This window comes from Clostridium sp. 'deep sea' (assembly GCF_014931565.1).
In the GTDB taxonomy this organism is placed as follows: domain Bacteria; phylum Bacillota; class UBA994; order PWPR01; family PWPR01.
Genome location: NZ_CP063353.1, coordinates 837613 through 860519, shown reverse-complemented (window position 1 = coordinate 860519; position 22907 = coordinate 837613). Strand labels below are relative to the sequence as shown.

Here is a 22907-nt window from a genome sequence, read left to right as displayed (position 1 = left end):
TTTTTTTACTCTCCATATTAATCAAAAAATCCCTACTGCTTACTTACTAATTTAAATTACTTGCTAATGGTTATTTTAATAAAGATAACAAGTAAATGTTTGTTATGAATTTAGTACAAAATATTGACATAAAATAAAAAATATAATAATATATCGTATGAACGATATTGTTTCTAGTCTATATAATCGTATGAGCGATAAAAGTTTTAAAGGAGGTTAAATAATTGAGTAAGCTTGATAGCTCATCAAGAATAATCCAATTACTAGATGAAATTCATCATGAGATGTACCACAAAAAAAAATATAAAGACGTTGCAACACAGTTTAACATGTCTAAAGAGCAAGTATGGATATTGTGGAAACTGCGAAGAGCTAAAAAAAGGCATAAAAAAGAGTATAGTGTAGGGCAACTAGCAAAAATGTGTAATGTTGCTCAAAATACTATGTCGGAGAGAATTACTCGTTTAGCAGAAAGAGGTTTTGTTACAAGAATTCAAAACCCAAATGATAGAAGAAAATATATTGTAGAGTTAAATAAATCGGGTGAGGACTTATTAAATTATATAGATGAAGAACATAAAAGATTGTTTGCATTAGAGATAGAAGAGAGTTTAAGTACTGAAAAAAGAGAGATGCTAACAAACTTACTAAGTGAGCTTGTTAGTAATATTAGGGAGGAGTAATTCATAATATGCTTCTAAAACGTTTTATTAGTTATTATAAAAATCATATGCCTTTATTTATTTTTGATATGTTAGCGGCATTAATAATTGCTTTGGTAGACTTAACTTTTCCAGAGTTTACTAGGTATGCCTTAGACAATGTTATTCCAGCAAAAGATACTAACAAACTATTTACTTTAGCAGCAATAATGATAGCATTATATTTATTAAGGGCAGTTTGCAACTACATAGTAAATTATTGGGGGCACGTTGTAGGTACACGTATGGAGTATGATATGCGTAAAGATATATTTGGTCATATTCAAACGTTATCCTTTAGCTATTTTGATAAAATACGTACTGGTAAAATAATGTCTAGGATAGTTAATGATTTAAGAAACATAACAGAATTAGCACATCATGGACCCGAGGACTTGTTCTTATCTATAATTACATTAGTAGGATCTTTTATATTAATGATAAGAAAAGACATTAGATTAACACTAATAGTATTTGCATTTGTACCTATCATGTTGTTATATGGTATAAGTAAACGTAAAAAAATGTCTAAAGCATTTAGACAGGTTGCTGTTGAAATTGCTGATGTAAACGCCCGTTTAGAGAGCAGTATATCAGGAATTAGAGTTGTTCAGTCTTACACAAATGAAGAACACGAAATGAATAAATTTGATGAAGGTAATGTAAAGTTTAAAAATGCCCGTGGTAAATCGTTTAAGGCTATGGGTGAAATGATTAGTGGAATTACCTTTATGTCAAACTTTTTAAAGGTTGTAGTTATAGCAGTTGGTGGCTATTTTTATGCCAAAGATCAAATGTCGGCAGGTGTACTGGTTTCATTTTTACTTTACATCAATCTATTTTTCCAACCAGTAAGAAGGCTTATGTCATTTACCCAACAACTTGAGCAAGGTATGGCTGGTTTTTCTAGATTTGTTGATGTACTAGAGATAGAGCCAGAAATCAAAAATAACATCAATAGCGTAGATTTAGTTGACGTTAAAGGTGATATATATTTAGATAATATATCCTTTGCCTATAACGATGAAGAAGAAAACAAAAACGTATTAACAAATATAAATCTTCATGTTAAAAAGGGTAGTACAACAGCATTAGTAGGGCCATCTGGGGGCGGTAAAACAACCATATGTCACCTAATACCTAGGTTTTATGATGTTACAGGTGGTGCCATAAAACTAGATGGCATTAATATAAAAGATATTAATTTAAGGTCTTTAAGGCAACATATAGGTATAGTACAGCAAGACGTATTTTTGTTTGCTGATACAATAGCTGAAAACATTGCCTATGGTAAGCCAGATGCAACTCAAGAACAAATAATTGATGCTGCAAAAAGAGCTAAAATACATGAATTTATAATGACATTAGAAAATGGCTATGATACCTATGTAGGTGAACGTGGAGTAAAACTCTCGGGTGGACAAAAACAAAGAATCTCAATTGCCAGAGTATTTTTAAAAAACCCAGAAGTACTTATTTTAGATGAAGCTACAAGCGCTCTAGATAACGAAACAGAAATAGCCATACAGCAATCTTTAGAGGAATTATCTAAAGGAAGAACAACAATTGTAATTGCTCATAGATTATCTACGATAAGAAACGCAGATCAAATAGCTGTTATAGACTCATCTGGCCACGTAGCTGAAATAGGTACTCATGAAATCCTTCTTGAGAGAAAAGGACAGTATGCAAACTTATATAAAGTTCAATTTAGTGTATTAAATGGAGCTGCTGGTCAGTAGCTCTAGAGAACGCAGTTAAAAATAAAAGTGAAACAGGCAGGTAGCTACAAAGCTAGCTGTCTGTTATTTTATCAAGTAGTTGCAATATGCACCATAAAAGAATATAATTATCACATGGGGACGGTTCTCTTTGTGCTAAATTCAAGTTTTGGAGGTGCTCTAATGCCAAGATGTGCACGTAAAGTAAGCTCTACTGACTTTTATCATTTAATGATAAGAGGAATTAATAAAGAGGCAGTTTTTAATACAGATCAGCACAAATATGTTTTACTTAAATACATAAATGAACAAGTAGAATTAAATTATATAGGGTTATTAGCTTGGTGCATTATGGGCAACCACGCTCATTTAGTAGTTAAAGCTGAGTTAAGTAATATCTCTAGATTTATTAAAATTGTTCTTCTTAAATATGCTAAATACTATAATAATGCAAATGATAGAGTAGGACCTGTATTTGGAGATAGATTTAGAAGTGAGGTTATACAGGATGATAATTCACTTAAACAAGTTGTTAGATATGTTCACAGAAATCCTACTAAAGCCTGTCTTGTAGAGAAAATAGAAGAATATAAGTTTAGTAGCTATTTTGAATTTATTTATAAAGAGAAATATATAAGTAAATCTTTAAAAGAATTTTACATGGATTATTTTAGAAACAACAAAAAAAGATATATTAACTTTCATCAAGAAGAAGAGATTGCAGATTATTTTATAGATACAAAAGAACAAATTGCTAAAAATATACAAGAATTGTTTTGGCAGACTTTAAATGATTTTAATCGAGAACATAATGTAGATATCTTAAATGAGTATAAAACTAATAAGTGTTTGTTTAATGAACTAATATATATTTTATATGAGCAAACGGGATACTCGTATAGCAAAATTGCTAAACTATTAGGTATGAGTGTAGCTAAGGTTAGATATGCGCTAAAAAAGTATAGTGAAACTATTTTTTAGCATAAGGAGAACCGTCCCTATGTGCTAAAACTTATTTACTGAACACTATTAAAATTATATAATTAATTAAGAGATAAAATAGATATAGCCAGTGTTATATGGGGGAAAGTATGGAGAGTTTATTAAAAAAATATCAGTCCAGAATTATTAATATAAGTAAAAGAAACAGGAGTTTAGTTTTAAATAAAATTTATAAAAAACGGGCTTTTGATCTTGTTGACTTAGATAATATTTATTTACATAAAGCAACTGAAATTTTTGAGGCTTTGGTGTTTAATAAAAAGAGTGGTATAGAAATTTTACCATCTGCTCAAAGTTTCAGTAAAAAGTATTATAGGTACATAAAAAAAATTGAAAATGAGCTGAATAATGTACCTGAGTTTAATTATGATACTGTAAAAAGGGTTGTAGAAGAGTATTTTTTTGATATTTCTTATGTTTTACAAGATGCTTATGCTAATATTAATGAGCTGATTTTAGATTTAAGAGATCAAATTGTTTTTAAAACAGAGTTAATAGAGCAATATGACTATGCTTTGCAAACTCTTTTTTATGAGGTTGATTTTGAGCGTAAAGAAACTGGTATTCATAATTTAAAGTTAGCAGTAAATTTTGTAGAAGGTAAGTTTAATCCAAAAGATAGTTTTTGTAGGGCTCCACTCGGTTATATTTCTGTTTCTATTAATAAAAAGAATAAAAGATGGTTTATACATACACTTGATGAAAGTAATATTGTTGCCAATGATGTCTTTTTGTTTTCTGCCCGCTTAAATAATAATCTTGATAATAAAGAGGATAATATTTTTGAGCTAAAAAGTAGACAAGCTGTTATTAGTGAGTTAATTGAGTACTATAAAATTAATGATATAGATATTTTAAATTTTGATAAGATTAAGTTGAAAAAACTTAATAATTATACAGCAAAGGACTATAAAAAATATCAAGAAGGTGAGCTATTTTATAAGGGATACTTTGTTATTGGACAGTTTCCTACAGCAAACGCTATTTACCATGATTATAATGATTTATTAGAGTTATGTGAGCAAGGAGAACTAGCTAATAATTCTCTGCAAATTTTGCTTGGTGATAAAGAGGCAAATATGCCACAAAACGGAGATTCAGATTCATTGATTTCATCTGAGTTTGTAGATAAAAAGTATTATTATATTAATAGGTTAGATTATTCTCAAGAGCTGACTCTTAAAAAATGTAATGACTATGGTAGCTTAGTGGTGTTTGGACCACCTGGTACTGGCAAGTCTCAAACAATCACAAATATTGTTGCTGATTGTATGGCAAAGGGAAAAAAGGTATTAGTGGTATCTCAAAAAAAGGCTGCTCTCGATGTTATTTATAATAGGTTAAGCAGTATACAGGATAAAATATGTTTAATTCATGACAGTCACAATGATAGATCACAGTTCTACAAAAAAACTACTGCCACCCTAGAGCGTTTTGAGGCAAGATATCCTAAAGACTTTCATTACAAAAATAAACGAGAGCATTATTGTGATGAAAATGAAGAACGACTAAGAAATAAGTTGTTTAGTACCTCAAAAAGTATAGATGAAACTGTTAATGATATTAGCAGTATAAATAAATTTTTGTTTACCTCAAAATACTCAGGTTTTACAGGTAAAGAAATGTATGCCAATGCTTTTTCAAACTTTGATTTGGATAATAATAAAAAAGAGTTATTTAATAACTTTTTACTATTAATAGAGAGCATACCAGCTGAGTGTTTTTCTAAAGCAAATATTGGTGAGTTACACAATGAGTTAAATGCAGATAATTATATGCAAACTAAATATGAGTTAGAGAGTTTGTTACAGCAACATACATTAGTTAATAATTTAAACAAAAAATCTGTGCCTCGTTTAGTGCAAAGTAAAATCATGATTTTTAATAAAATTAATGATTTATTAGGCCAATATAGTAGTTTAATTGCAAGTAATAATGAGTGTAAAATAGTTTCTGGCTTTATCAATACTAATAATATTTATGATGATTTGAACACTAGTTTAAATGATAATATAAAACAATATCTTGCAAAACAATACCCCCAGTTGTTGCAGCCTGTAGCTACTGGTGCAAATAAATTTTTCAGGTCTATTTTTGCAGGAAAAAAACTTAAACAAGAGCAGCAGGACAGACACAGTCAGTACCAAACTATATTTAACAGCTTTATGAAAGCTAAAGATCAATTATTAGGTTGTTTAAATCAATTAAAACACTACGTGACTGATGTATTGCAGCTCTTTACAACTGAATTTGGCAATAATTTATTAGGCAAATTAGTGTTTAGCAAGATTAGTATTAAAGCAGATAATTTGCAGTTAGCAGTTAATCAATTACCTAACTATAATAAGTATATCTATAAGTTAAATAGCTTAAGTAACTATGCTAAGGGTATTGTTACTGCTTGTTATCAAAAGCTCAATGATTTTAATAAGTCAGTTATGGTTATTAAAAATTTAAAAAGATTAATGACAACTTTTGTACTTGAGAGTTTACAACATACAGATTTTTTTACACAAATTAATAGTCATATTGAAAAATATAATAGTTACTTAGGTGATGTAAATACAAAAATAACCGAAAAACACTTATATTCACAATACTATATTAATGTGTATTGGAATAATGTGTTTTTAAAAACTGCTCACGATTATGACTATCGAGAGTTTAGAAGGTTAGCAGCATTAAAGCGTAGAGTAAGACCTTTACGAGTTTATTTTAGTGAATTTAAAGAGCTAGTTATTTCTTTGTATCCTTGTATGTTAATGGGTCCAAAAACTGTTTCGGAGGTGCTGCCATTAGCTGCACATTTATTTGATACAATTATTTTTGATGAGGCATCTCAAATGTTTATTGAAGATGCTATACCCACAATTTTTAGAGGTGAACATGTTGTTATTGCAGGTGATGATAAACAGTTAAAGCCAACAATGACCTTTAGAAAAAAATATGATGACGAAAATACAACACTTAGTAAAGAGTTTGCAGCGGCAAGTGAAGAGGAGAGTTTGCTCGATTTAGCTAAGCATAAATTTATTCCATCTCAGCTTCAGTTTCATTACCGCTCTCGTTATTCTCAGTTAATTAACTTTTCTAATCATGCGTTTTATGAAGGAAACCTACAAATATCACCAAATAGGATAGAGGATTATAATAACCCACCAATAGAGCGTATAAAAGTAGAAAATGGTTTATGGAAAGATCGTGAAAATATTGAAGAAGCCAAAGTAGTTGTTAATAAAGTTAAGCAAATTCTTATATCTAGAAAAAATCAGGAAACAATAGGTATTATTACTTTTAATATTACTCAACGTAACTGCATACTCGATTTATTAAGTATTGAGGCAAATAAAAACGATAATTTTGAGCAACTTTTTAATGAAGAGATTATTCGTAAAAAAGGCGACGAAGATGTTAGTTTATTTGTAAAGAATATTGAGAATGTACAAGGTGATGAGCGAGATATAATTATTTTTAGTACTGGTTATGCTAAAGATACTAATGGCAAATTCCGTCATCAGTTTGGTGATTTATCTAAAGATAGTGGTGAAAATCGCTTAAATGTTGCTATAACCCGTGCAAAACAAAAGGTATATATTATTACCTCTTTTGAGCCAGAGCAGCTTAATATTGATAATAGTAAAAACTTAGGACCAAAGCGATTTAAACAATATTTACAGTATGCCAAGTTGGTTTCACTAGGTAAATATAAGCTTGCTGAAGAATATCTTAAAGTAACTTTCTCTAGAGAACATAATACAGATGAATTGCATTTTGATAGCCCTTTTGAGGAAGAGGTTTATGATGAGCTACTTAAGTTGGGCTATAATGTAAAATCTCAGGTAGGGGTAAATGGATACCGAATAGATTTAGCTATTTATGATGCAAATATTGCTAGTTATATATTAGGAATAGAGTGTGATGGGGTATCATTTCATGGCACCATCAATGCCCGTCAGCGGGACATACATCGCCAAAAATTCTTAGAGTCACGTGGCTGGTGTATCCATAGAATATGGTCAAATCGCTGGTGGTATAATCGTGAAGAAGAGCTTAAAAAAGTTGTAGAGGCAGTTAATAATTGTTATGCTAATAAATCTATAGAGGAATAAAGATAACATGGTTAAAGAGGGGTTGCTTGCTAAAGCTACCCCCAGAGTTACAATAAAATATATCCTTGAAGTTTTTTACCTAAGTGGTTTTTAAATTCATCTACAGTTTTAACTTTTAGTATACCATCTGTTGAGTCCACAATACTGTTATTATTAGCATTTGCTTCTGTAAAATAAACCAAGTTATTTTCAACTTCTTCAACAAAAACTACATGACCATAGTTTCCACCCTTAAAACAGGCAATAGAATTTTTCACTGGTGCAGCAGACTCAAGAAGTTTACGGCTAAATCCTTTTGTACTATTTTCAAACCAGTTATGGGCATTATTTGGATATTTAAGCATTAATCTTTTTTTGCATTTTTCTTTTGCTCTACCCCAGCAGTACCAAGTACATTGACCTCTTAGAGAGGCCCTTCTATAAAAACTCCCTGATCCATAACAGGATTCATTGCTAAAGTCAGCCAACTTAGTTCCAACAAGTGGTATTAAATCACTTTTTGCATCATAATCTATGGCTTTATTATGAATAAACCCTCTTTTTTTTAGATTGTTTTTAATTGTGTATTCTACAAAAGTATAGTCTCCCAAGGTTACATTGTAAACAGTTAGTGGCTCATACTCAAAAACAGTGCCAGCTATAGCATATATATTTGGAATTGGACCCAAGTAACTTGTTACCCTATCTTTAGATAGTTTTACCTCTGCTAAAAGAGGTACTGATATTATTTTACCAATAATATAACTTACAAATAAGTCCTGAACATATCCTCTTTTTTTTTGGTTTATATCATAAAATTCTATATAAAGCCATTCATCTTCTCTCCATAAAATTCTTATTTTTTCTTTAGCCTTTAGTGTACCTAGTTTTGGATAATAAATAGGGTTTGGGCCATAGTACACTATGTTTTCAAAAACAGAAATGCCAATTGCCATCTTAACAACCCCTTGAGTTATTTTTATTACAACTTGTCTCTTATTTATAATATGCAAAAATTGGACAAACGGTTGTATATAACTAAAAAAGTATTCAACATAGCTGTTAATGAAATCAAAAAGGCTTAATGCAATTTTACATTAAGCCTATAATTATAGTTATTTAAAGTTATTATGAATAGTAGATATTACAATAGGTACTCCTTTAGATATCATAGCTTTATTAGCCCTACTAACACTTAGTGCAAAGTGATTATTTTGCTGATGACTAGCTAAAAATGATTTACGAGTATCTAACATTATAATATCTTGCTTTTTTAGTGAGTCAATAATTTTATTATAATAGATATCTCTTTTTACAAACAAGCTTAAAAAATAGCCACTTTTAGGTCGAGTATATTCAATAAAGCTGGTGTTTAAATTATCTAGTGTTTGCAGTAAAAAGCTTAGTCGTTTTGAATACAAGCCTTTCATGCTAGATTTATGTTTTTCAAACATACCATATTTTTAAAATATTTCTAAAGCTCCTTGAGCAAGTATGGGACTATTACGATCTGTCCACCGCTTAAATTCCAAAAAATTATCAGTAAGAACTTTAGGTAAAATTGTAGCTGAAACTCTTAAACCTGGCAGTAAAATCTTGGAAAAGCTTTTTAAATAGATAACTTTTTCTGAAATATCATAGTAATATAAAGGCATAGATCTACTGTTTCTTTCAAAATCTAGCATAATATCATCTTCAACTATGTAAACATTATATTTATTAGCTAGCTCTATAATTTTTTCTTTTTCTTTTTTAGTGTACGAGGTGCCTGTTAAGGTGTGGTTGCGTGCCATTGTAAAAAAGAACTTCACATTGCTATTTTTAAAGTGGTTTTCAAGATTTTTTAAGTTAATTCCATTATGGTCACGAGTAATTCCAATAGCTTTAACATTGTTAAGTTCAAGCGATTTTATTACCCCGTAATAGCTAGGTTGCTCTAATAAAACATTTGTTTTGTTATTAGGAAAAGGCATTCTAACTAAAATATCTATGGCTTGCTGTGAGCCTGTAGTAATATAAATATTTTCTTCTTTAGTGTAAATATCACTCTTTTTAAATGTATCATTAATAGCGGCTATTAAAGTATGTAGACCTTTAGGGTTACTATAAGAAAACAAGCTCTCTTTGTAAATGTTAATTGCTTGATTTAAACAATGTTGAAAATCTCGATAATGAAATGTAGTTAATCCGGGAAATCCCGAAGAAAAATCAATAATATCGGTTTTCTCTTCTTTAGAGGTTGAATTGCTTAATAAATAGTAGCCACTTTGTGGTTTAGCGTAAATTATATGATTAATTTCAAGCTCTTTGTAGGCTCTTAAAACAGTACCTACACTACAGTTAAACTTATTAGCCAAGGATCTAACTGCAGGTAGTCTTTTACCTACTGTTAGTTCACCATTTATAATTTGATTTTTAATATGTTTTATTATTTCTTTGTACTTATTCATGGTATCTCCTTTTGTACTAATACAGTGCTGAAAATAGCATATTGATGTTTCTTGTTACCTAATTTACACTAGGCATGCAGATTAATTAGTGTTTATTGTTTCCATTACTATATTAGGCGTATTAAGTTGCTTTACTTATAACTTAGTTTAAACAGTATTAATTATCTTATTTATGCAAAGCCAATAAATGATACTATAATTATAGTTTTACACAAATTATATTCTTTAATTAACATAATATAGATATATTTAAAATTAAAACAATGTGTCAATATAATATTGTAAGTTAATATTACACAAATATAAAGACCAAATGCAATATAAATTCTAATTTTTATGCCAGATTTAATCTCCATAGAAAGTTATGCACAATTACTAGCTACGAGAGAAAGACCTTTCATTCTTTGAAAGGTCTTAAATTTATTGTAAATATATAAAACAATGATTATTTTAGCATATTATTTTAGTTTAAATAATTATATTTTCACTGCATTTAAAATTATCTAATATGTTTTTAATGATTATTAAGCCACATTTTAACTGATGAATAGTTTTAGGCCCACTAATTGAAATACGAACAGAATTTTCACTATGCAACTTATCTACCGAAAATCTATCTAGGCTAAACACCTGAACACCTTTTTTAAAACACTCTAATTCAAAGTTTCTTCCTCCTAGGCCTTGTGGTAATTTTAAATATCTAAAAAACGAAAAATCATTAGGTAGTATTTCATAATCTTTTAAAATTTCATCTACAAGCTTATTTCGTTTTACTATAGCTATCCTCTTAGCTTTAATTATTTCGTCATAAAACTTAAAGCGTATCATTTGAGATATTATTTCAGCATTAATTGGTGAAGCCATCCATGTTAAGTTATTGATACCGGCTATCAGTTTTTTGGTGTATAAATTAGCACAAACCAAATAAGATATTCTAAAACTAGGGTTTATTGATTTAGAAAAGCTAGCTATATAAAAACTATTATTCGGTGCAAAAAAACTAATGGGTTTAAAAAGATTCTCACTAGCAAATGCATAGTAGCTATCTTCAATAAGTAGTAAGTTATAGTTTATAACAATTTCAGCAATAATTTTACGCTGATGTTCTGTTAAAGATATAGATGTTGGGTTGTGGCAATCTGGTATTAAATAAATACCTTTTACGTTCTCTTTTTCACAAATCTCTTTAAGCTGTATGGTGTTAATACCATTTTCATTAATTTCAACTGGTACAAGTACAATACCTAGCAGTGTAGCCAATGACTTAAAGCCAGTATAGGTGTATTGATCTACAACAATTTTATCTCCCTTATTAAAAAGAGTGGTTAATATTACAGATAAAGCATTTTGAGTTCCTGCTGTAATAATCACATTACTGTTATCAGCTTTTATATTGAATTTTTGCAACCATTTAACAGCAATATAGCGGTGTTTCGCAGATCCCTCTGGTGGAACATACCTTAATACATCATTGTAGTTTATATTATTTTGAATTTGTCTCAAACATGATTCAATAAGGGGGTTAACCTCATACAAAGGTAAGACCAGACCCATTTCAATTATATTAGATTCATGTTCTTTTAACAAATACCTAGGAATACCTGCATCTGCACTTACAAAAGTGCCTTTACCAGTTACTCCTAAAATTAAACCCTTAGCTTCACATAGCCTAAACGCTCTAGTAACAGTGCTGTGGTTAACATTTAAAAAATTAGCTAGTACGCGTTGCGAAGGCAGTCTAAAACCAGATTTTAATTTTCCACTTAAAATATCGTCTTCAAGTAATTGAGCTATCTCTTTGGTCACTGATCTAGTATTATTTTTTAACTTAGGGTACCACGTTATTTCGTTGCCATATTCATCTATCATACTATAACCTCTTTATTATAGTTTTGCTTTGTAAAGGTATATTTTACAGGCTAGTTGTAACAGTTATAAAAGCACAGCATAATATTGTATTGCATACAATTACAATATTGATTTCATTATGGTGTAATGCTATATTACAATTGTATCATTAATATATTGTATGGTAAACAAACTCTGTTTTAATGTTACTTGTTAAACTATAAAAATAAACTAGAATAGGTTGAGGAGAGTATTATGGTGAGCAAAACACACAATAAAATATTAGAAATGGTTATAACTAGTACACTTATTGCCGTAGTTATTATTAGTACACGTTTAGGTGTTAATTTTACTGGCTCACCAGGAGGATATTCTCACTTTGGCAATATTCCCTTAATTGCAGTGGCAATACTTTTAGGGAGAAGAAAAGGTGCCATAGTTGGTGGGTTAGGCATGGCTATTTTTGATTTGTTTTCAGAATTTGCAGCGTGGGCACCATATACTTTTATTATAAGGTTTGCAATGGGTTATACTATAGGATATTTCTCTTGGATAAACGGAAAACAAGGCAAATCTATAACCCTAAACAGCATAGGAATATTTTTTGGTGCAATTATTATGATGGGTGGCTACTTTTTAGCAGAGTATTTTATTTACGGTAACTGGGTAGGACCTATTCAAGCTATACCTGGTAATATACTTCAGTTAGCAGTGGGGATATTTGGTGGTGTTCCATTGGCTGCTGCCTTAAGAAAAAATAAGCTTATCAGACGCTATTTAAATATAACAGAATAAAAGTGGTGAGGTAATATGAAAGTGAAAATTGGCATATGCCAAATGAATGTTGTAGATAATAAAAACACTAACCTCAATAATGCAAAAAAGTTAATTATTAAGGCAGTAAAATTAGGTGCTAAAATAGTATGTTTGCCAGAAATGTTTAACTGTTTATATGAAAATAATAGCTTTATAAATAACGCAGAAGAGCAAGGTGGTAAAACGTATCAGTATTTAAGCAATACTGCGAAAGAGTTGGCAGTTTATTTAGTTGGAGGTTCCATTTCTGAAAAATGTGACAACCACCTCTACAATACAAGCTATGTGTTTAATCCAAAGGGAGAGCTTATAGCTAAACATCGTAAGGTACATCTTTTTGATATTGAGGTAAAAGATAAAATACACTTTAAGGAATCGGATACATTTACAGCAGGTAATAAATTTACTATTTTTAATACGGAGTATGGCACCTTTGGTTTAGCCATTTGTTTTGATATAAGATTTGTTGAGCAGTTTAGAGTTATGGCATTGCAAGGTGCAAAAGCAATATTTGTACCAGGTGCATTTAATATGACTACCGGACCAGCTCATTGGCATTTATCCTTTAGGGCTAGAGCTGTAGATAATCAGTTATATATGATTGGCTGTGCCCCTGCACGTAATACTAAAAGTACGTATGTATCGTTTGGTAATTCCTTAGTTACTAATCCTTGGGGAGAGGTAGAAGTAGCTTTAGATGAAAAACAGAATGTAGTAGTCACGGAAATTGATTTTAGCAACGTTGATGAAATACGTAAACAACTACCTATACTTAAAAATAGGCGTACCGATTTATATGACATTAAAATACACAGTTAAAAATATAAAACAAGCCTTAATTAGATAAGCTAGTTTTAATTATGTGATAAAATTTTATTACTATTATATCGATTACAATAATTATGTAAAAATTTACATCACTACAATAGTAATATATACTTAGAGAATATTAATAAGCTATTAGAGATACTATATCACATAAAAGAGGTGGAGTAATGGAGGAGCTAATTATAAAGCTTGTTGTTGCAGTATTACTTGGTGGAATTATTGGATGGGAGCGTGAGCATACAGCTCGACCAGCTGGTTTACGTACCCATATTTTAGTTTGTGTTGGTTCAGCCTTAATGACAATTCTCTCTATGGAGGCTTTTTCAGGAGCAGACCCTAGTCGAGTTGCTGCCCAAATTGTTAGTGGTATTGGTTTTTTAGGTGCAGGAACAATTATGAGAGAAGGGTTATCGGTTAAAGGATTAACTACGGCTGCCAGCTTGTGGGCTACTGCGGGTATTGGTATGGCTGTAGGAACAGGTTATTTTTCGGCAGCAATTATTACAACAGTATTAGTGTTTTTAACTTTAACAGCAATGCTTTTAAGAGAAAAAGGTGTAATTAGTTCTACATATCGTAAAAAAGTAATTATAGAAGGAAGAAATAAACCTGGTTTATTAGGGCAAGTAGGCACAATATTAGGTGAATACGATATAGATATTGACTCAGTGCAGCTAAAAACAGAAGATAATGATATCTTTATTGAGCTCACTGTTAGGTTGCCTGGTAAGGCAGATATTGGGGCTGTAGTAGAAACACTACGCAAAGTGGACGTAGTAAGGAGTATTGAAATAGAATAAAAATCCATAACAGATAAGGGGAATTACAGTGAAAAACTTAATAATGACACCAGGGCCAACCTATGTACATGAAGATGTAAGAAAGGCAATGGCTAAGCCAATAACAAATCCAGATATTGATTTAAGTTTTTACGAATTTTATAAAGCAACAACTAGTCAACTTCAAAAGCTATTAAAAACCCAAAACGATGTTTTAATTTTAAGTGGCGAAGGTATTTTAGGTTTAGAGGCAGCGTGTGCTTCTTTAATAGAGGCTGGCGACAGAGTACTCTGTATAGATAATGGAATCTTTGGTAATGGATTTGGAGATTTTGCAAAAATATATGGTGCGAAAGTTGTGTATTATAAGAGTGATTATGAAAAGGGTTTAGATGCCCAAAAGCTAAAAGAGTTTTTAAATAATGACCATAATTTTAAACTGGCTACCTTTGTACATTGTGAAACACCATCTGGCATAACTAATAATATTAAAGATATATCTTTATTGCTGAAAGACCACAATATTTTAACAGTAGTAGACTCAGTAGCAGCAATTGGAGGAGAAGAACTCCAAACCGATAAATGGCATATAGATGTAATATTGGGTGGCTCTCAAAAGTGTTTATCGGCACCTCCTGGTTTAACATTTTTAGCTGTAAGTAATGAATCATGGCATGTCATGCAAAATCGTAAACAGGATATAACATCATTTTATGCCAACTTATTGATTTGGAAAGATTGGTATGAAAAAAAATGGTTCCCATATACCCAGCCTATAAGTGAAATTTATGCTTTAAGAGAAGCTTGTGAAAGGTTATTGGCAGATAATTATTTAGAAAGACACTATCTTATAGCAGATGCTGTACGAAAAAGTCTACAAAAATGTGGTTTGCAACTTTATGCTAAAAATAGTTTTTCTAATACAGTTACTGCAGTAATGCTACCTCAAGAGATTTCATTTACTGAGTTATACAACGATATGTTAAATAATTATAAGATAATGATTGGAGGAGCCTTTGGCTACCTAAAAGATAAAATATTTAGAATAGGCCATATGGGAGAAAACTGTTATGAAGAAAAACTCTATTTAACTCTTAAAGCCCTAAATAATAGCCTAAAAAAACATAATGTTGTTCTAAATGGTCAGTTACACTTAGAGTTTGTTAAGAACATAAATAGTTAATAACTATTTTACTGCAGTTAGGCAAGCTATAATTAAATAAATAATTAATGCGATAGTTGATTTTAAAGGTCATTATCGCATTTTGTATTCAAAAGAATAAGTAAATATAATAATTGCTTTATTGTTATAGATGGTTTTTTAAATAAAGTAAGCTTATTGGGTAACTTTACTTCTTAGTGCTATGTTTATTGAATAATAATTAATATACAAGTATTAAGGAGGATTATTGATGGTAAAAATAGCGAAACTAAAGAAAAAGATGAAGCAGTCTGCAGCTAAACCAAAAGCACCCTGGAAAATAATATTATTGGGATCAATTAAAGCACTATTTATAACCTTACTTATATTGTTGCTACTATCATTTTTAATAACTTACTCAAGATTGCCTGAAAAGATTGTTCCAATGTTTACAACAGTATTAAGTATTGTAGCAGTATTATTAGCAAGTAAAAGAGTGTGTAAAAAAATAGGTAAAAAAGGCTGGATAAATGGAGCATTAACAGGCTTAAGCTATATGTTTATGATGGCTATATTAGGAACAGTATTTACAGCGATGTCACCTCTTACCTTTTTTATTTCATACTGGCCTCTTTTAGTTAGTGGAGTGGTAGGTGGAATTTGGGGAGTTTAACACTCATAAAAGGAAAATAAAGGGTTAAACTCGAATAGATAAAGATGAGAGGGGTGTATTAATGAGTAAAACAGTTAAGGAAAATATCACTGAGTTAAAAAACTACTGGGCTGAAATAGATGACTTAAAATCTATTAGTATGGTTTTGTATTGGGATAAACAAACAAAAATGCCTAGCAGTGGTTCTGTAGCACGTGGCGAGCATTTAAGCACAATTAATAGTTTAATGCATAAAAAAATCACCTCACCTGTGTTAGCAAAAATATTGCATGACCTCGAAAAACATGAGAGTGAGTTAGATTATCACTCAGATGAAGCTGGTATGTTAAGAGCCGCCAGAAGAGAGTTTGAAGAGGCAACTAAATTGCCTGAAAGCTTGGTTAAAGAAAAAGCAGTAACATCCTCGGAGGTATATCTAGCTTGGTTGAAAGCCCGTGAGGAAAATAACTTTAAAATGTTTATTCCACAGCTTAAAAAGAGTGTAGATTTAGCAAAAAGAACTGCTGAGGCATTAGGTTACACAGAACATCCACTAGATGCATTAATAAATCAAAATGAGCCAGGTTTCAAAACTGCGGAACTAGATGTTCTTTTTAAGGAGATAAAAGAGTTTTTAGTTCCCTTAGTGCAAAAGATAAACCAAAATGAACATTTGGTTAGTGATAAAGTTTTACAACAATACTATAAACCTGATTTACAATGGAAACTAGGTAAAGCAGCAGTTAGAGCTATTAACTTTAAACTTGATGAAGGCAGGTGTGATACATCTGTACATCCGTTTTCTATTTATTTTTCACCAAATGATGTACGTATTACGTCTCGTGTTAATGAAAACGATTTTAGACCCTGTTTCTTTGGATTTTTACATGAAGCGGGGCATGGTCAGTATATGCAAGGCTTGCCTTTAGAATATCGCAGAACACCATTAATGGGAGGCATATCTGCGGGTATTCATGAGTCATCATCAAGATTATGGGAAAACATTGTTGGTAGGTCATGGTTCTTTACTAAGAATTTTTATTCTGTTATTAAAGCCTTTTTCCCATTACAAACCCAAGGAGTATCTGCAAAAGATTGGTACAAAGCAGTAAATAAGGTAAAAGCAAGCTACATAAGAGTTGAGGCAGATGAAGTAACCTATAATCTTCATATAATGTTAAGATTCGAAATCGAAAAGGGTATTATGGAAGGAAAGTATAGGGTAGAAGACTTAGAAGATATTTGGAATGAAAAATTTAAACAGTACTTAGGTGTAATTCCTCCTAATTCAAAACTCGGAATATTACAGGATATTCACTGGACTAACAACTTTGGTGGGGGTTTCCAAGGTTATACAATAGGTAATTTAGCTTCCTCACAACTATATGCCCAAGCTCTAAAAGATCAACCCCAAATGTTAAAGGAGTTTGAGTATGGTGATTACAGTAGTCTGTTAGAGTGGACTAGACATAACCTTCATTACTATGGTTTAAAATATACTCCACAAGAGATACTACAGAAGTCAACAGGTGATAAATTAAATACTAAAGCATATTTTGAATATTTAAGTAATAAATACAGTGATATTTATCAGTTAAAATAGTGCAATTACCTTGTTAATAAAAATAGAGTAGGTATGGCATTAACTTACTAACAAGCTACCCCTATAAAAAGAGGTAGCTTTGTTTTATTAGTTTAAGTTAAAATAATAATTTTTGTTATCTATCATAAATATTAATGAATAAACCTAGAAATTTTATTTATTTATCTTATGGAAATATTCACATCACAATTTAACTCAAAAGTATAAGTTGTGTTAAATTTATTGAATATAAAGTTAACTAATTAATGCTGTAATTGCTAAAACTGCAATTGTTAGGAAAAAAGTAAAAACCAAAGTAATAAGTATTTGAGCTAATCTAGTTAAAGCCTTATTACGGTGTTTGTATTTTAGTTCTGCTGCAATTGGTAAAGCAAAACAAAATGATAAAAAACAAACTAACATTAATAATCCATATGTTAACAAAAAGTTCTTTAAGTTTTCAATCATCATAAAAATACCCCCATTTAACGCCTACTTAAAAAATATGCATTATTATATGGAGGTATGATTAATTACTTAGTAAATTCGCTAATTAATTCATTAATAATACATTTAGCGTCTTGATAGTTATTACAGCCACCTTGGGCGGCTGTTTTACTTCCGCCACCTCTACCATTATATTTGTTTAAAGTATTTTTAAATACCTTGCCAACACTAAAATTAGTATTATTAAAATACACTGCAATTCTGGGTTTATTATCTTGTAAACTAGCCATCAAAATTAATGAGTTAGGGGCTGATTTAGATAAAATATTTTGTAATTTTTTTAGTTCATTAGCAGTTAATTCTTCACTAAGGTATTTTATAACATTAATATTATTAATGTTTTCACTATTTTTAATTAGATCTAATGCTTGATAAGTCAGTAATTTTTCTTTTAGGGCATTTATTTCTTTATTTTTATTTTTTTCTTGCTTATAGGTCTTTTCAATAGATTCATATAAATTGCTTTCATTTGCAGAGGTTAGTTCAATTAAATAACTTACTAGGTCATTTTTAAAACGATAGTTTTTTAATGCCCTGTTACCGCTTACAATGTATAGCCTGATATCACTTCGTATTTTCTCAGTTTTAAGTATTTTGAATAGTCCTACCTCACCAGTTCTTTGAGGGTGAGTGCCACAACAGGGGCTTTGATCAAAACCTTCTATTTCTACTATTCTAATGTCCTCATTTACTGGTGGCTGTTTTCTAAGTGTAAGCTGCTTCAGTTTTTTAGCATCCGCAAAAAAGCAATTTATATTGAGATTTTGGTAAATAATATTATTAACTTCGTCTTCAATTTTTATTAATTGCTCTTTTGTGAGGTTATTATTAAGTCTTAAGTCTACAGTAGTATAACTATCGCTTAAGTGAAAACCCACTGTTTGAGCTCCATATAAATGGTAAGCAACTCCTGACATAATATGTTGGCCTCCATGTTGCTGCATATGATCAAACCTACGAAGCCAGTCTACCTCGCAATTAACAACTGTAGCTGAAATATCACTATTAACTAAATGCCAAATTTCATTGTCTTTTTCTTGTACATCAATTATTTTTATACTATTAATCGTGCCAAGGTCACAAGGCTGACCGCCACCCTCGGGATAAAAAATAGTTTTGTCAAGTGTAATCCAACAACCCTCAGGGGTTATCTTCTTTGCTGTAACGTTAGCTGTAGTATGTGTTTGATAGGGATGTGTATAAAATAATTTTTCTGTCATTTTTACTCCTCCACTTTTACCTAAGTACTATAATATAACATTTTTTAATAAAAACAAAATATCATATCTATTTAGCAAAAAGTTATGATAAAATGAAGATATTCTATAAGCAAATAATTAAAAATCATTGTTAATACATGAATTGTTATATTAGTTTACTTATAGTTATATTTGTAAATGGTAGCATATAAAGAGCGTAAAGGGGAGAAAAGATAATGTTAGCAATTGTGAATGGAAAATTATTAACTATTACAAATGGCATAATTGAAAACGGCACTTTAATTTTAGAAGATGGTAAAATTAAAGAGGTAGGAGATAATTCTCTTAGTGTTCCTAGTAATGCAAAAATAATAGATGCAAAAGGTAATTGGGTAACTCCTGGTTTTATTGATGCCCATGCTCATATTGGCATATTTGGTGAGCCATATATACCAGCAACAGCAGATGGAAACGAAAAAACTGGGCCTATTCAAGCTGAAATTAGGGGAATAGACTCCTTAAATCCTAACGATATTGCATTCCCACAGGTTTTGCAGGCAGGAGTAACTACTGTTTACACAGGACCAGGAAGCTCAAATATTATTGGTGGAACTGGATTTGCCATGAAAACTGTAGGAAATACCGTATACGATATGGTTATTCCTGGTACAGAGGCTATGAAATTTGCTTTAGGCGAAAATCCAAAACGTAACTATAAAGAGCGTAAACAGTTACCATCTACACGTATGGGCAATGCTGCTTGTTTACGTATGGCATTTATTAAAGCTCAAAACTATATGAATAAAATTGAGCAAGCTAAAAAAGATAACAAACCCTTGCCTGAGCGTGATTTGAGTCTGGAGGCAATAGCTAAGGTGCTTAAAAGAGAGTTAAAGGCGCGTATTCATTGCCATAGGGCAGATGATATTGTAACAGCTATAAGAATTGCTGAGGAGTTTAAAATAGATTTTACTTTGGAGCATTGTACAGAGGGTTATCATGTGGCTGATCTTATTGCTAAAAAGCAAATTCCATGTGTTATTGGTCCACTATTAATGGGTCCTGCTAAACAGGAGTTATGGGATGTTAGAATGACTACTCCAGCAGTTATGCATAAAGCCGGTGTTAAAATTGCTATAATGGTTGATGCATCATCAACAACTAAATACTTGCCAATTCAAACAGGTTTAGCTGTAAGATATGGACTACCAGAAGAAGAGGCATTTAAAGCAATTACAATTAATGCAGCTGAAATTATTGGCTTGCAGGATAAACTTGGTAGCTTAGATAAAGGCAAAGAAGCAGATGTAGTTATTTGGGATGGCCATCCACTAAGTAATTTTACCAGCACTAAAAAGGTAATTGTTGCAGGTAAAGTAGTTTTCTCAAGAGATAATTAGTAGGTGTTAACAGTGAGAAAATATCACTTAAATATTAAAGATTGTGTTAACTCTAATTTGGATGTTACTGTGTTTGGTGAAGGAAAGCCCGAGGTAGTTATTACTGGAGGTATTCATGGTGGTGAAACAACAGGTATTTATGCTGCTAGAGAGATTATTAAGTATTTAGAGAAAAATAATTTACTTAATGGCAGTGTTAAGATAATTAGCTTGTGTAACCCAACAGCATTTAGAAGACTAGAAAGAACTTCACCTTACGATAATTTAGATTTAAACCGTATTTTTCCTGGATCAAAACAAGGCACAATTACACAGAGAGTAGCTAACGCTATTTGGAATGAAACACAAACTGCAGATTATATTGTAGACTTACATTGCTGTGGCATTCATGGCTCTAGCTACACTTTAGCAGTATGGCAAGAGCATGAAAAAGCAAAAGAATTAGCGGCTATGTTAAATATACCAATTATTGTTCAGTCCGGAGGGGCTAGGGGTCAGCTATTTGTGGAAACCTGTGAAACTGGTCGGCCTGCTGTAATAATTGAACTGCCAGGCGGAGGACAAGGTGGCGTTATAGATCAAACCGCCGGTATGCAGGCGTACCAAGCATTGCTTAATATGTTGAGAGGTTTAAAAATGCTTAGTGGAGAATACCAAAAGCCAAACCCAATTTGGTGTAATAAGCTAATTCCTTATAGAGCTGATAATGAGGGTTTATTTATCCCACATGTTATTAGTGGCGAGGTTGTAAAAGAGGGGCAAGTATTAGCTACCCTCAATGGTAAAAAAATATTAGCTCCAGCAAAAGCTACTGTAACAGGAATACGAGCAATGAGTTATGTTTTTATTGGTTCTTATTTAGGAAATTTAGCTCCACATATTATGTAAAACATTGGTAAAAATAATGCATTAATATGTTAATATTTTTAGTTGCAAAGATAATACCGGTGTGTTATATTAGCTTTATATTCTTTTAGAATAAATATGAAGGTAAAATACCTGTCATTATATTTAGATATCCATAAGAAAGGCGGATACAGATGGCACGTAGTAATGATTTTGCAAAAATCATGTCAATATCCTTGCTAATTGCAGGTATTATAATTACAGTAAAAATAGTAACATCAATTTTAATATAAAAAGACATCTATTAAGATGTCTTTTTTTCTTTAATTAGTTATTTAATGTAGTTTTGTTATTTTGCACAAACACTCATCATTAATCGATCCATGCCTGATTCTAGTATATAACCTCCATTAACAGGAAAATTGCGCCAGCAATAAAGCTAGATTCTTCTTTACATAAAAATGTTACTAAGTTTGCTACATCGCTAGTTTTACCTACCCTACGAATGGGGGTTTCAGTAGCAAATTGATTTTCCATTATAGCTAAAGATGATTTGGTCATAGCACAGATTTTTTTGCTTACCCTCATAATTTAACTAAAGACATACTTACTATTTCGGATTTAATGAGTTATAAAGACTATGAAAATATTGAGTATTATAATAATATTTTTAAAAAAGACGATTTATATTATCAAGTTGCCATACCTTTAAAGTCTAAAACTAAGCTTTCAGGTGGAATAGGTATTTTTAGAGAAAAAAATATGGAAAATTTTCTGAAAAAAAATTGATATTAAACTATATAAGTAAAATTGTGAGTTCTGATTTAAATAATGTTTTACTGCGTAATGATTTAGTTCTAGAAAACGATTTTTTAAAAAATATATTATTTAATCTACAGATAGCATATATCACACTAGATAACTCTTTTAAAATTAAAAATTATAGTAAAGCAACTATAACTATTTGTAATAAAATATTCAAAAAGAAAACTAATGAAGAAAATTTACAAAGCCTTATAAGCTATATAAAACCCTATGTTAATAACATAAGTTTAAATAATAATAATAATATTAAAATTAATCTACAAGACTATATTGTAAATGTTAAAGCAATGTTTAATTTTGATGATAATAAACCCATAGAGATATATTTTAATGTGTTTATTACTGAAAATAATATTTGTAATAGCAATAGAATTAGTCAATTAAAAGAAAAATATAGGTTAACTAATAGAGAAGAGGAGGTTTTAGAACTACTAATAAACGGCTTAACCAATAAGCAAGTTGCTAAGCAGTTATTTATTAGCGAACATACGGTAAAACACATGTAGAAAAACTATATAAAAA

21 protein-coding genes are annotated in these 22907 nt (G+C 30.7%); 14 read left to right on the top strand and 7 right to left on the bottom strand.

Going from position 1 to position 22907, the window contains the following annotated elements; genetic code table 11:
- The first annotated feature begins 224 nt into the window (after window positions 1–224).
- From IMX26_RS04030 to IMX26_RS04015, 4 genes are all read left to right on the top strand, one after another.
- The gene (locus IMX26_RS04030) at window positions 225–683 is read left to right on the top strand and encodes a MarR family transcriptional regulator (RefSeq protein ID WP_195160407.1); all 459 of its coding nucleotides are present in this window, start codon (window positions 225–227) and stop codon (window positions 681–683) included.
- Between the two features lie 8 nt (window positions 684–691).
- On the top strand, window positions 692–2443 hold the full coding sequence (locus IMX26_RS04025; protein ID WP_195160406.1) for an ABC transporter ATP-binding protein: 1752 nt from the start codon (window positions 692–694) through the stop codon (window positions 2441–2443).
- 162 nt (window positions 2444–2605) lie between these two features.
- Window positions 2606–3403 carry a transposase gene (locus IMX26_RS04020; RefSeq protein ID WP_195160405.1) on the top strand — a complete coding sequence of 266 codons (798 nt, stop codon included), beginning with the start codon at window positions 2606–2608 and terminating at the stop codon, window positions 3401–3403.
- A gap of 110 nt (window positions 3404–3513) precedes the next feature.
- Window positions 3514–7533, top strand: a complete 4020-nt coding sequence (locus tag IMX26_RS04015) for an AAA domain-containing protein (RefSeq protein ID WP_195160404.1) — start codon at window positions 3514–3516, stop codon at window positions 7531–7533.
- Window positions 7534–7580: 47 nt separating this feature from the next.
- On the opposite strand, the gene IMX26_RS04010 is transcribed toward IMX26_RS04015, so the two are convergent.
- The 4 genes from IMX26_RS04010 to IMX26_RS04000 all read right to left on the bottom strand — a co-directional run bounded on the left by IMX26_RS04010 (window position 7581) and on the right by IMX26_RS04000 (window position 11831).
- Window positions 7581–8468 (bottom strand): CHAP domain-containing protein, encoded by an 888-nt coding sequence (locus IMX26_RS04010; protein ID WP_195160403.1) that lies wholly within the window; start codon window positions 8466–8468, stop codon window positions 7581–7583.
- 159 nt (window positions 8469–8627) lie between these two features.
- Window positions 8628–8966, bottom strand: coding sequence for a hypothetical protein (locus IMX26_RS17790; RefSeq protein WP_243259311.1), 339 nt, complete (start codon window positions 8964–8966; stop codon window positions 8628–8630).
- Between the two features lie 9 nt (window positions 8967–8975).
- The gene (locus IMX26_RS04005) at window positions 8976–9962 is read right to left on the bottom strand and encodes a PLP-dependent aminotransferase family protein (protein WP_243259310.1); all 987 of its coding nucleotides are present in this window, start codon (window positions 9960–9962) and stop codon (window positions 8976–8978) included.
- Between the two features lie 468 nt (window positions 9963–10430).
- A complete protein-coding gene (locus IMX26_RS04000) occupies window positions 10431–11831 on the bottom strand; it encodes a PLP-dependent aminotransferase family protein (protein ID WP_195160402.1) in 1401 nt (466 codons plus the stop codon).
- 234 nt (window positions 11832–12065) lie between these two features.
- Here IMX26_RS04000 and IMX26_RS03995 point away from each other — a divergent pair, with 234 nt between their 5' ends.
- The 6 genes from IMX26_RS03995 to IMX26_RS03970 all read left to right on the top strand — a co-directional run bounded on the left by IMX26_RS03995 (window position 12066) and on the right by IMX26_RS03970 (window position 17629).
- The gene (locus IMX26_RS03995) at window positions 12066–12605 is read left to right on the top strand and encodes an ECF transporter S component (RefSeq protein WP_195160401.1); all 540 of its coding nucleotides are present in this window, start codon (window positions 12066–12068) and stop codon (window positions 12603–12605) included.
- A 15-nt stretch (window positions 12606–12620) separates the two neighbouring features.
- Window positions 12621–13445, top strand: coding sequence for a carbon-nitrogen hydrolase family protein (locus tag IMX26_RS03990; RefSeq protein ID WP_195160400.1), 825 nt, complete (start codon window positions 12621–12623; stop codon window positions 13443–13445).
- A gap of 176 nt (window positions 13446–13621) precedes the next feature.
- Entirely contained in the window at window positions 13622–14254 is a 633-nt protein-coding gene (locus IMX26_RS03985) for an MgtC/SapB family protein (protein ID WP_195160399.1), read from the top strand.
- 28 nt (window positions 14255–14282) lie between these two features.
- Window positions 14283–15416, top strand: a complete 1134-nt coding sequence (locus IMX26_RS03980; protein ID WP_243259309.1) for an alanine--glyoxylate aminotransferase family protein — start codon at window positions 14283–14285, stop codon at window positions 15414–15416.
- Window positions 15417–15645: 229 nt separating this feature from the next.
- A complete protein-coding gene (locus IMX26_RS03975; protein WP_195160398.1) occupies window positions 15646–16047 on the top strand; it encodes a TIGR04086 family membrane protein in 402 nt (133 codons plus the stop codon).
- 61 nt (window positions 16048–16108) lie between these two features.
- Window positions 16109–17629, top strand: a complete 1521-nt coding sequence (locus tag IMX26_RS03970) for a carboxypeptidase M32 (RefSeq protein WP_195160397.1) — start codon at window positions 16109–16111, stop codon at window positions 17627–17629.
- 234 nt (window positions 17630–17863) lie between these two features.
- On the opposite strand, the gene IMX26_RS03965 is transcribed toward IMX26_RS03970, so the two are convergent.
- Together IMX26_RS03965 and IMX26_RS03960 are read right to left on the bottom strand one after the other, a co-directional pair.
- Window positions 17864–18079, bottom strand: a complete 216-nt coding sequence (locus IMX26_RS03965; protein WP_195160396.1) for a hypothetical protein — start codon at window positions 18077–18079, stop codon at window positions 17864–17866.
- 62 nt (window positions 18080–18141) lie between these two features.
- Window positions 18142–19335 carry a DHHA1 domain-containing protein gene (locus tag IMX26_RS03960; protein ID WP_195160395.1) on the bottom strand — a complete coding sequence of 398 codons (1194 nt, stop codon included), beginning with the start codon at window positions 19333–19335 and terminating at the stop codon, window positions 18142–18144.
- 215 nt (window positions 19336–19550) lie between these two features.
- Between IMX26_RS03960 and IMX26_RS03955 the strand changes: the two genes are divergently transcribed.
- Together IMX26_RS03955 and IMX26_RS03950 are read left to right on the top strand one after the other, a co-directional pair.
- Window positions 19551–20714: an amidohydrolase gene (locus IMX26_RS03955; RefSeq protein ID WP_195160394.1), complete on the top strand. Its 1164-nt coding sequence runs from the start codon at window positions 19551–19553 to the stop codon at window positions 20712–20714.
- A gap of 3 nt (window positions 20715–20717) precedes the next feature.
- Window positions 20718–21602, top strand: coding sequence for a succinylglutamate desuccinylase/aspartoacylase family protein (locus IMX26_RS03950; protein WP_195160393.1), 885 nt, complete (start codon window positions 20718–20720; stop codon window positions 21600–21602).
- Window positions 21603–21953: 351 nt separating this feature from the next.
- Here the strand turns inward: IMX26_RS03950 and IMX26_RS03945 are convergent, their stop codons facing one another.
- Window positions 21954–22121, bottom strand: a complete 168-nt coding sequence (locus tag IMX26_RS03945) for an SDR family oxidoreductase (RefSeq protein ID WP_207729316.1) — start codon at window positions 22119–22121, stop codon at window positions 21954–21956.
- 63 nt (window positions 22122–22184) lie between these two features.
- Between IMX26_RS03945 and IMX26_RS03940 the strand changes: the two genes are divergently transcribed.
- On the top strand, window positions 22185–22349 hold the full coding sequence (locus IMX26_RS03940) for a hypothetical protein (protein WP_195160391.1): 165 nt from the start codon (window positions 22185–22187) through the stop codon (window positions 22347–22349).
- Between the two features lie 23 nt (window positions 22350–22372).
- Window positions 22373–22891, top strand: coding sequence for a LuxR C-terminal-related transcriptional regulator (locus IMX26_RS18075; RefSeq protein WP_279324885.1), 519 nt, complete (start codon window positions 22373–22375; stop codon window positions 22889–22891).
- Window positions 22892–22907: the final 16 nt, after the last annotated feature.

Bases quoted from the DNA above. Each gene is read 5' to 3' on its own strand.
- IMX26_RS04025 (WP_195160406.1), top strand. From the start codon at position 692: ATGCTTCTAAAACGTTTTATTAGTTATTATAAAAATCATATGCCTTTA.
- IMX26_RS04020 (WP_195160405.1), top strand. From the start codon at position 2,606: ATGCCAAGATGTGCACGTAAAGTAAGCTCTACTGACTTTTATCATTTA.
- IMX26_RS04015 (WP_195160404.1), top strand. From the start codon at position 3,514: ATGGAGAGTTTATTAAAAAAATATCAGTCCAGAATTATTAATATAAGT.
- IMX26_RS04010 (WP_195160403.1), bottom strand. From the start codon at position 8,468: ATGGCAATTGGCATTTCTGTTTTTGAAAACATAGTGTACTATGGCCCA.
- IMX26_RS17790 (WP_243259311.1), bottom strand. From the start codon at position 8,966: ATGTTTGAAAAACATAAATCTAGCATGAAAGGCTTGTATTCAAAACGA.
- IMX26_RS04005 (WP_243259310.1), bottom strand. From the start codon at position 9,962: ATGAATAAGTACAAAGAAATAATAAAACATATTAAAAATCAAATTATA.
- IMX26_RS04000 (WP_195160402.1), bottom strand. From the start codon at position 11,831: ATGATAGATGAATATGGCAACGAAATAACGTGGTACCCTAAGTTAAAA.
- IMX26_RS03995 (WP_195160401.1), top strand. From the start codon at position 12,066: ATGGTGAGCAAAACACACAATAAAATATTAGAAATGGTTATAACTAGT.
- IMX26_RS03990 (WP_195160400.1), top strand. From the start codon at position 12,621: ATGAAAGTGAAAATTGGCATATGCCAAATGAATGTTGTAGATAATAAA.
- IMX26_RS03985 (WP_195160399.1), top strand. From the start codon at position 13,622: ATGGAGGAGCTAATTATAAAGCTTGTTGTTGCAGTATTACTTGGTGGA.
- IMX26_RS03975 (WP_195160398.1), top strand. From the start codon at position 15,646: ATGGTAAAAATAGCGAAACTAAAGAAAAAGATGAAGCAGTCTGCAGCT.
- IMX26_RS03970 (WP_195160397.1), top strand. From the start codon at position 16,109: ATGAGTAAAACAGTTAAGGAAAATATCACTGAGTTAAAAAACTACTGG.
- IMX26_RS03965 (WP_195160396.1), bottom strand. From the start codon at position 18,079: ATGATGATTGAAAACTTAAAGAACTTTTTGTTAACATATGGATTATTA.
- IMX26_RS03960 (WP_195160395.1), bottom strand. From the start codon at position 19,335: ATGACAGAAAAATTATTTTATACACATCCCTATCAAACACATACTACA.
- IMX26_RS03955 (WP_195160394.1), top strand. From the start codon at position 19,551: ATGTTAGCAATTGTGAATGGAAAATTATTAACTATTACAAATGGCATA.
- IMX26_RS03945 (WP_207729316.1), bottom strand. From the start codon at position 22,121: ATGACCAAATCATCTTTAGCTATAATGGAAAATCAATTTGCTACTGAA.
- IMX26_RS03940 (WP_195160391.1), top strand. From the start codon at position 22,185: ATGAGTTATAAAGACTATGAAAATATTGAGTATTATAATAATATTTTT.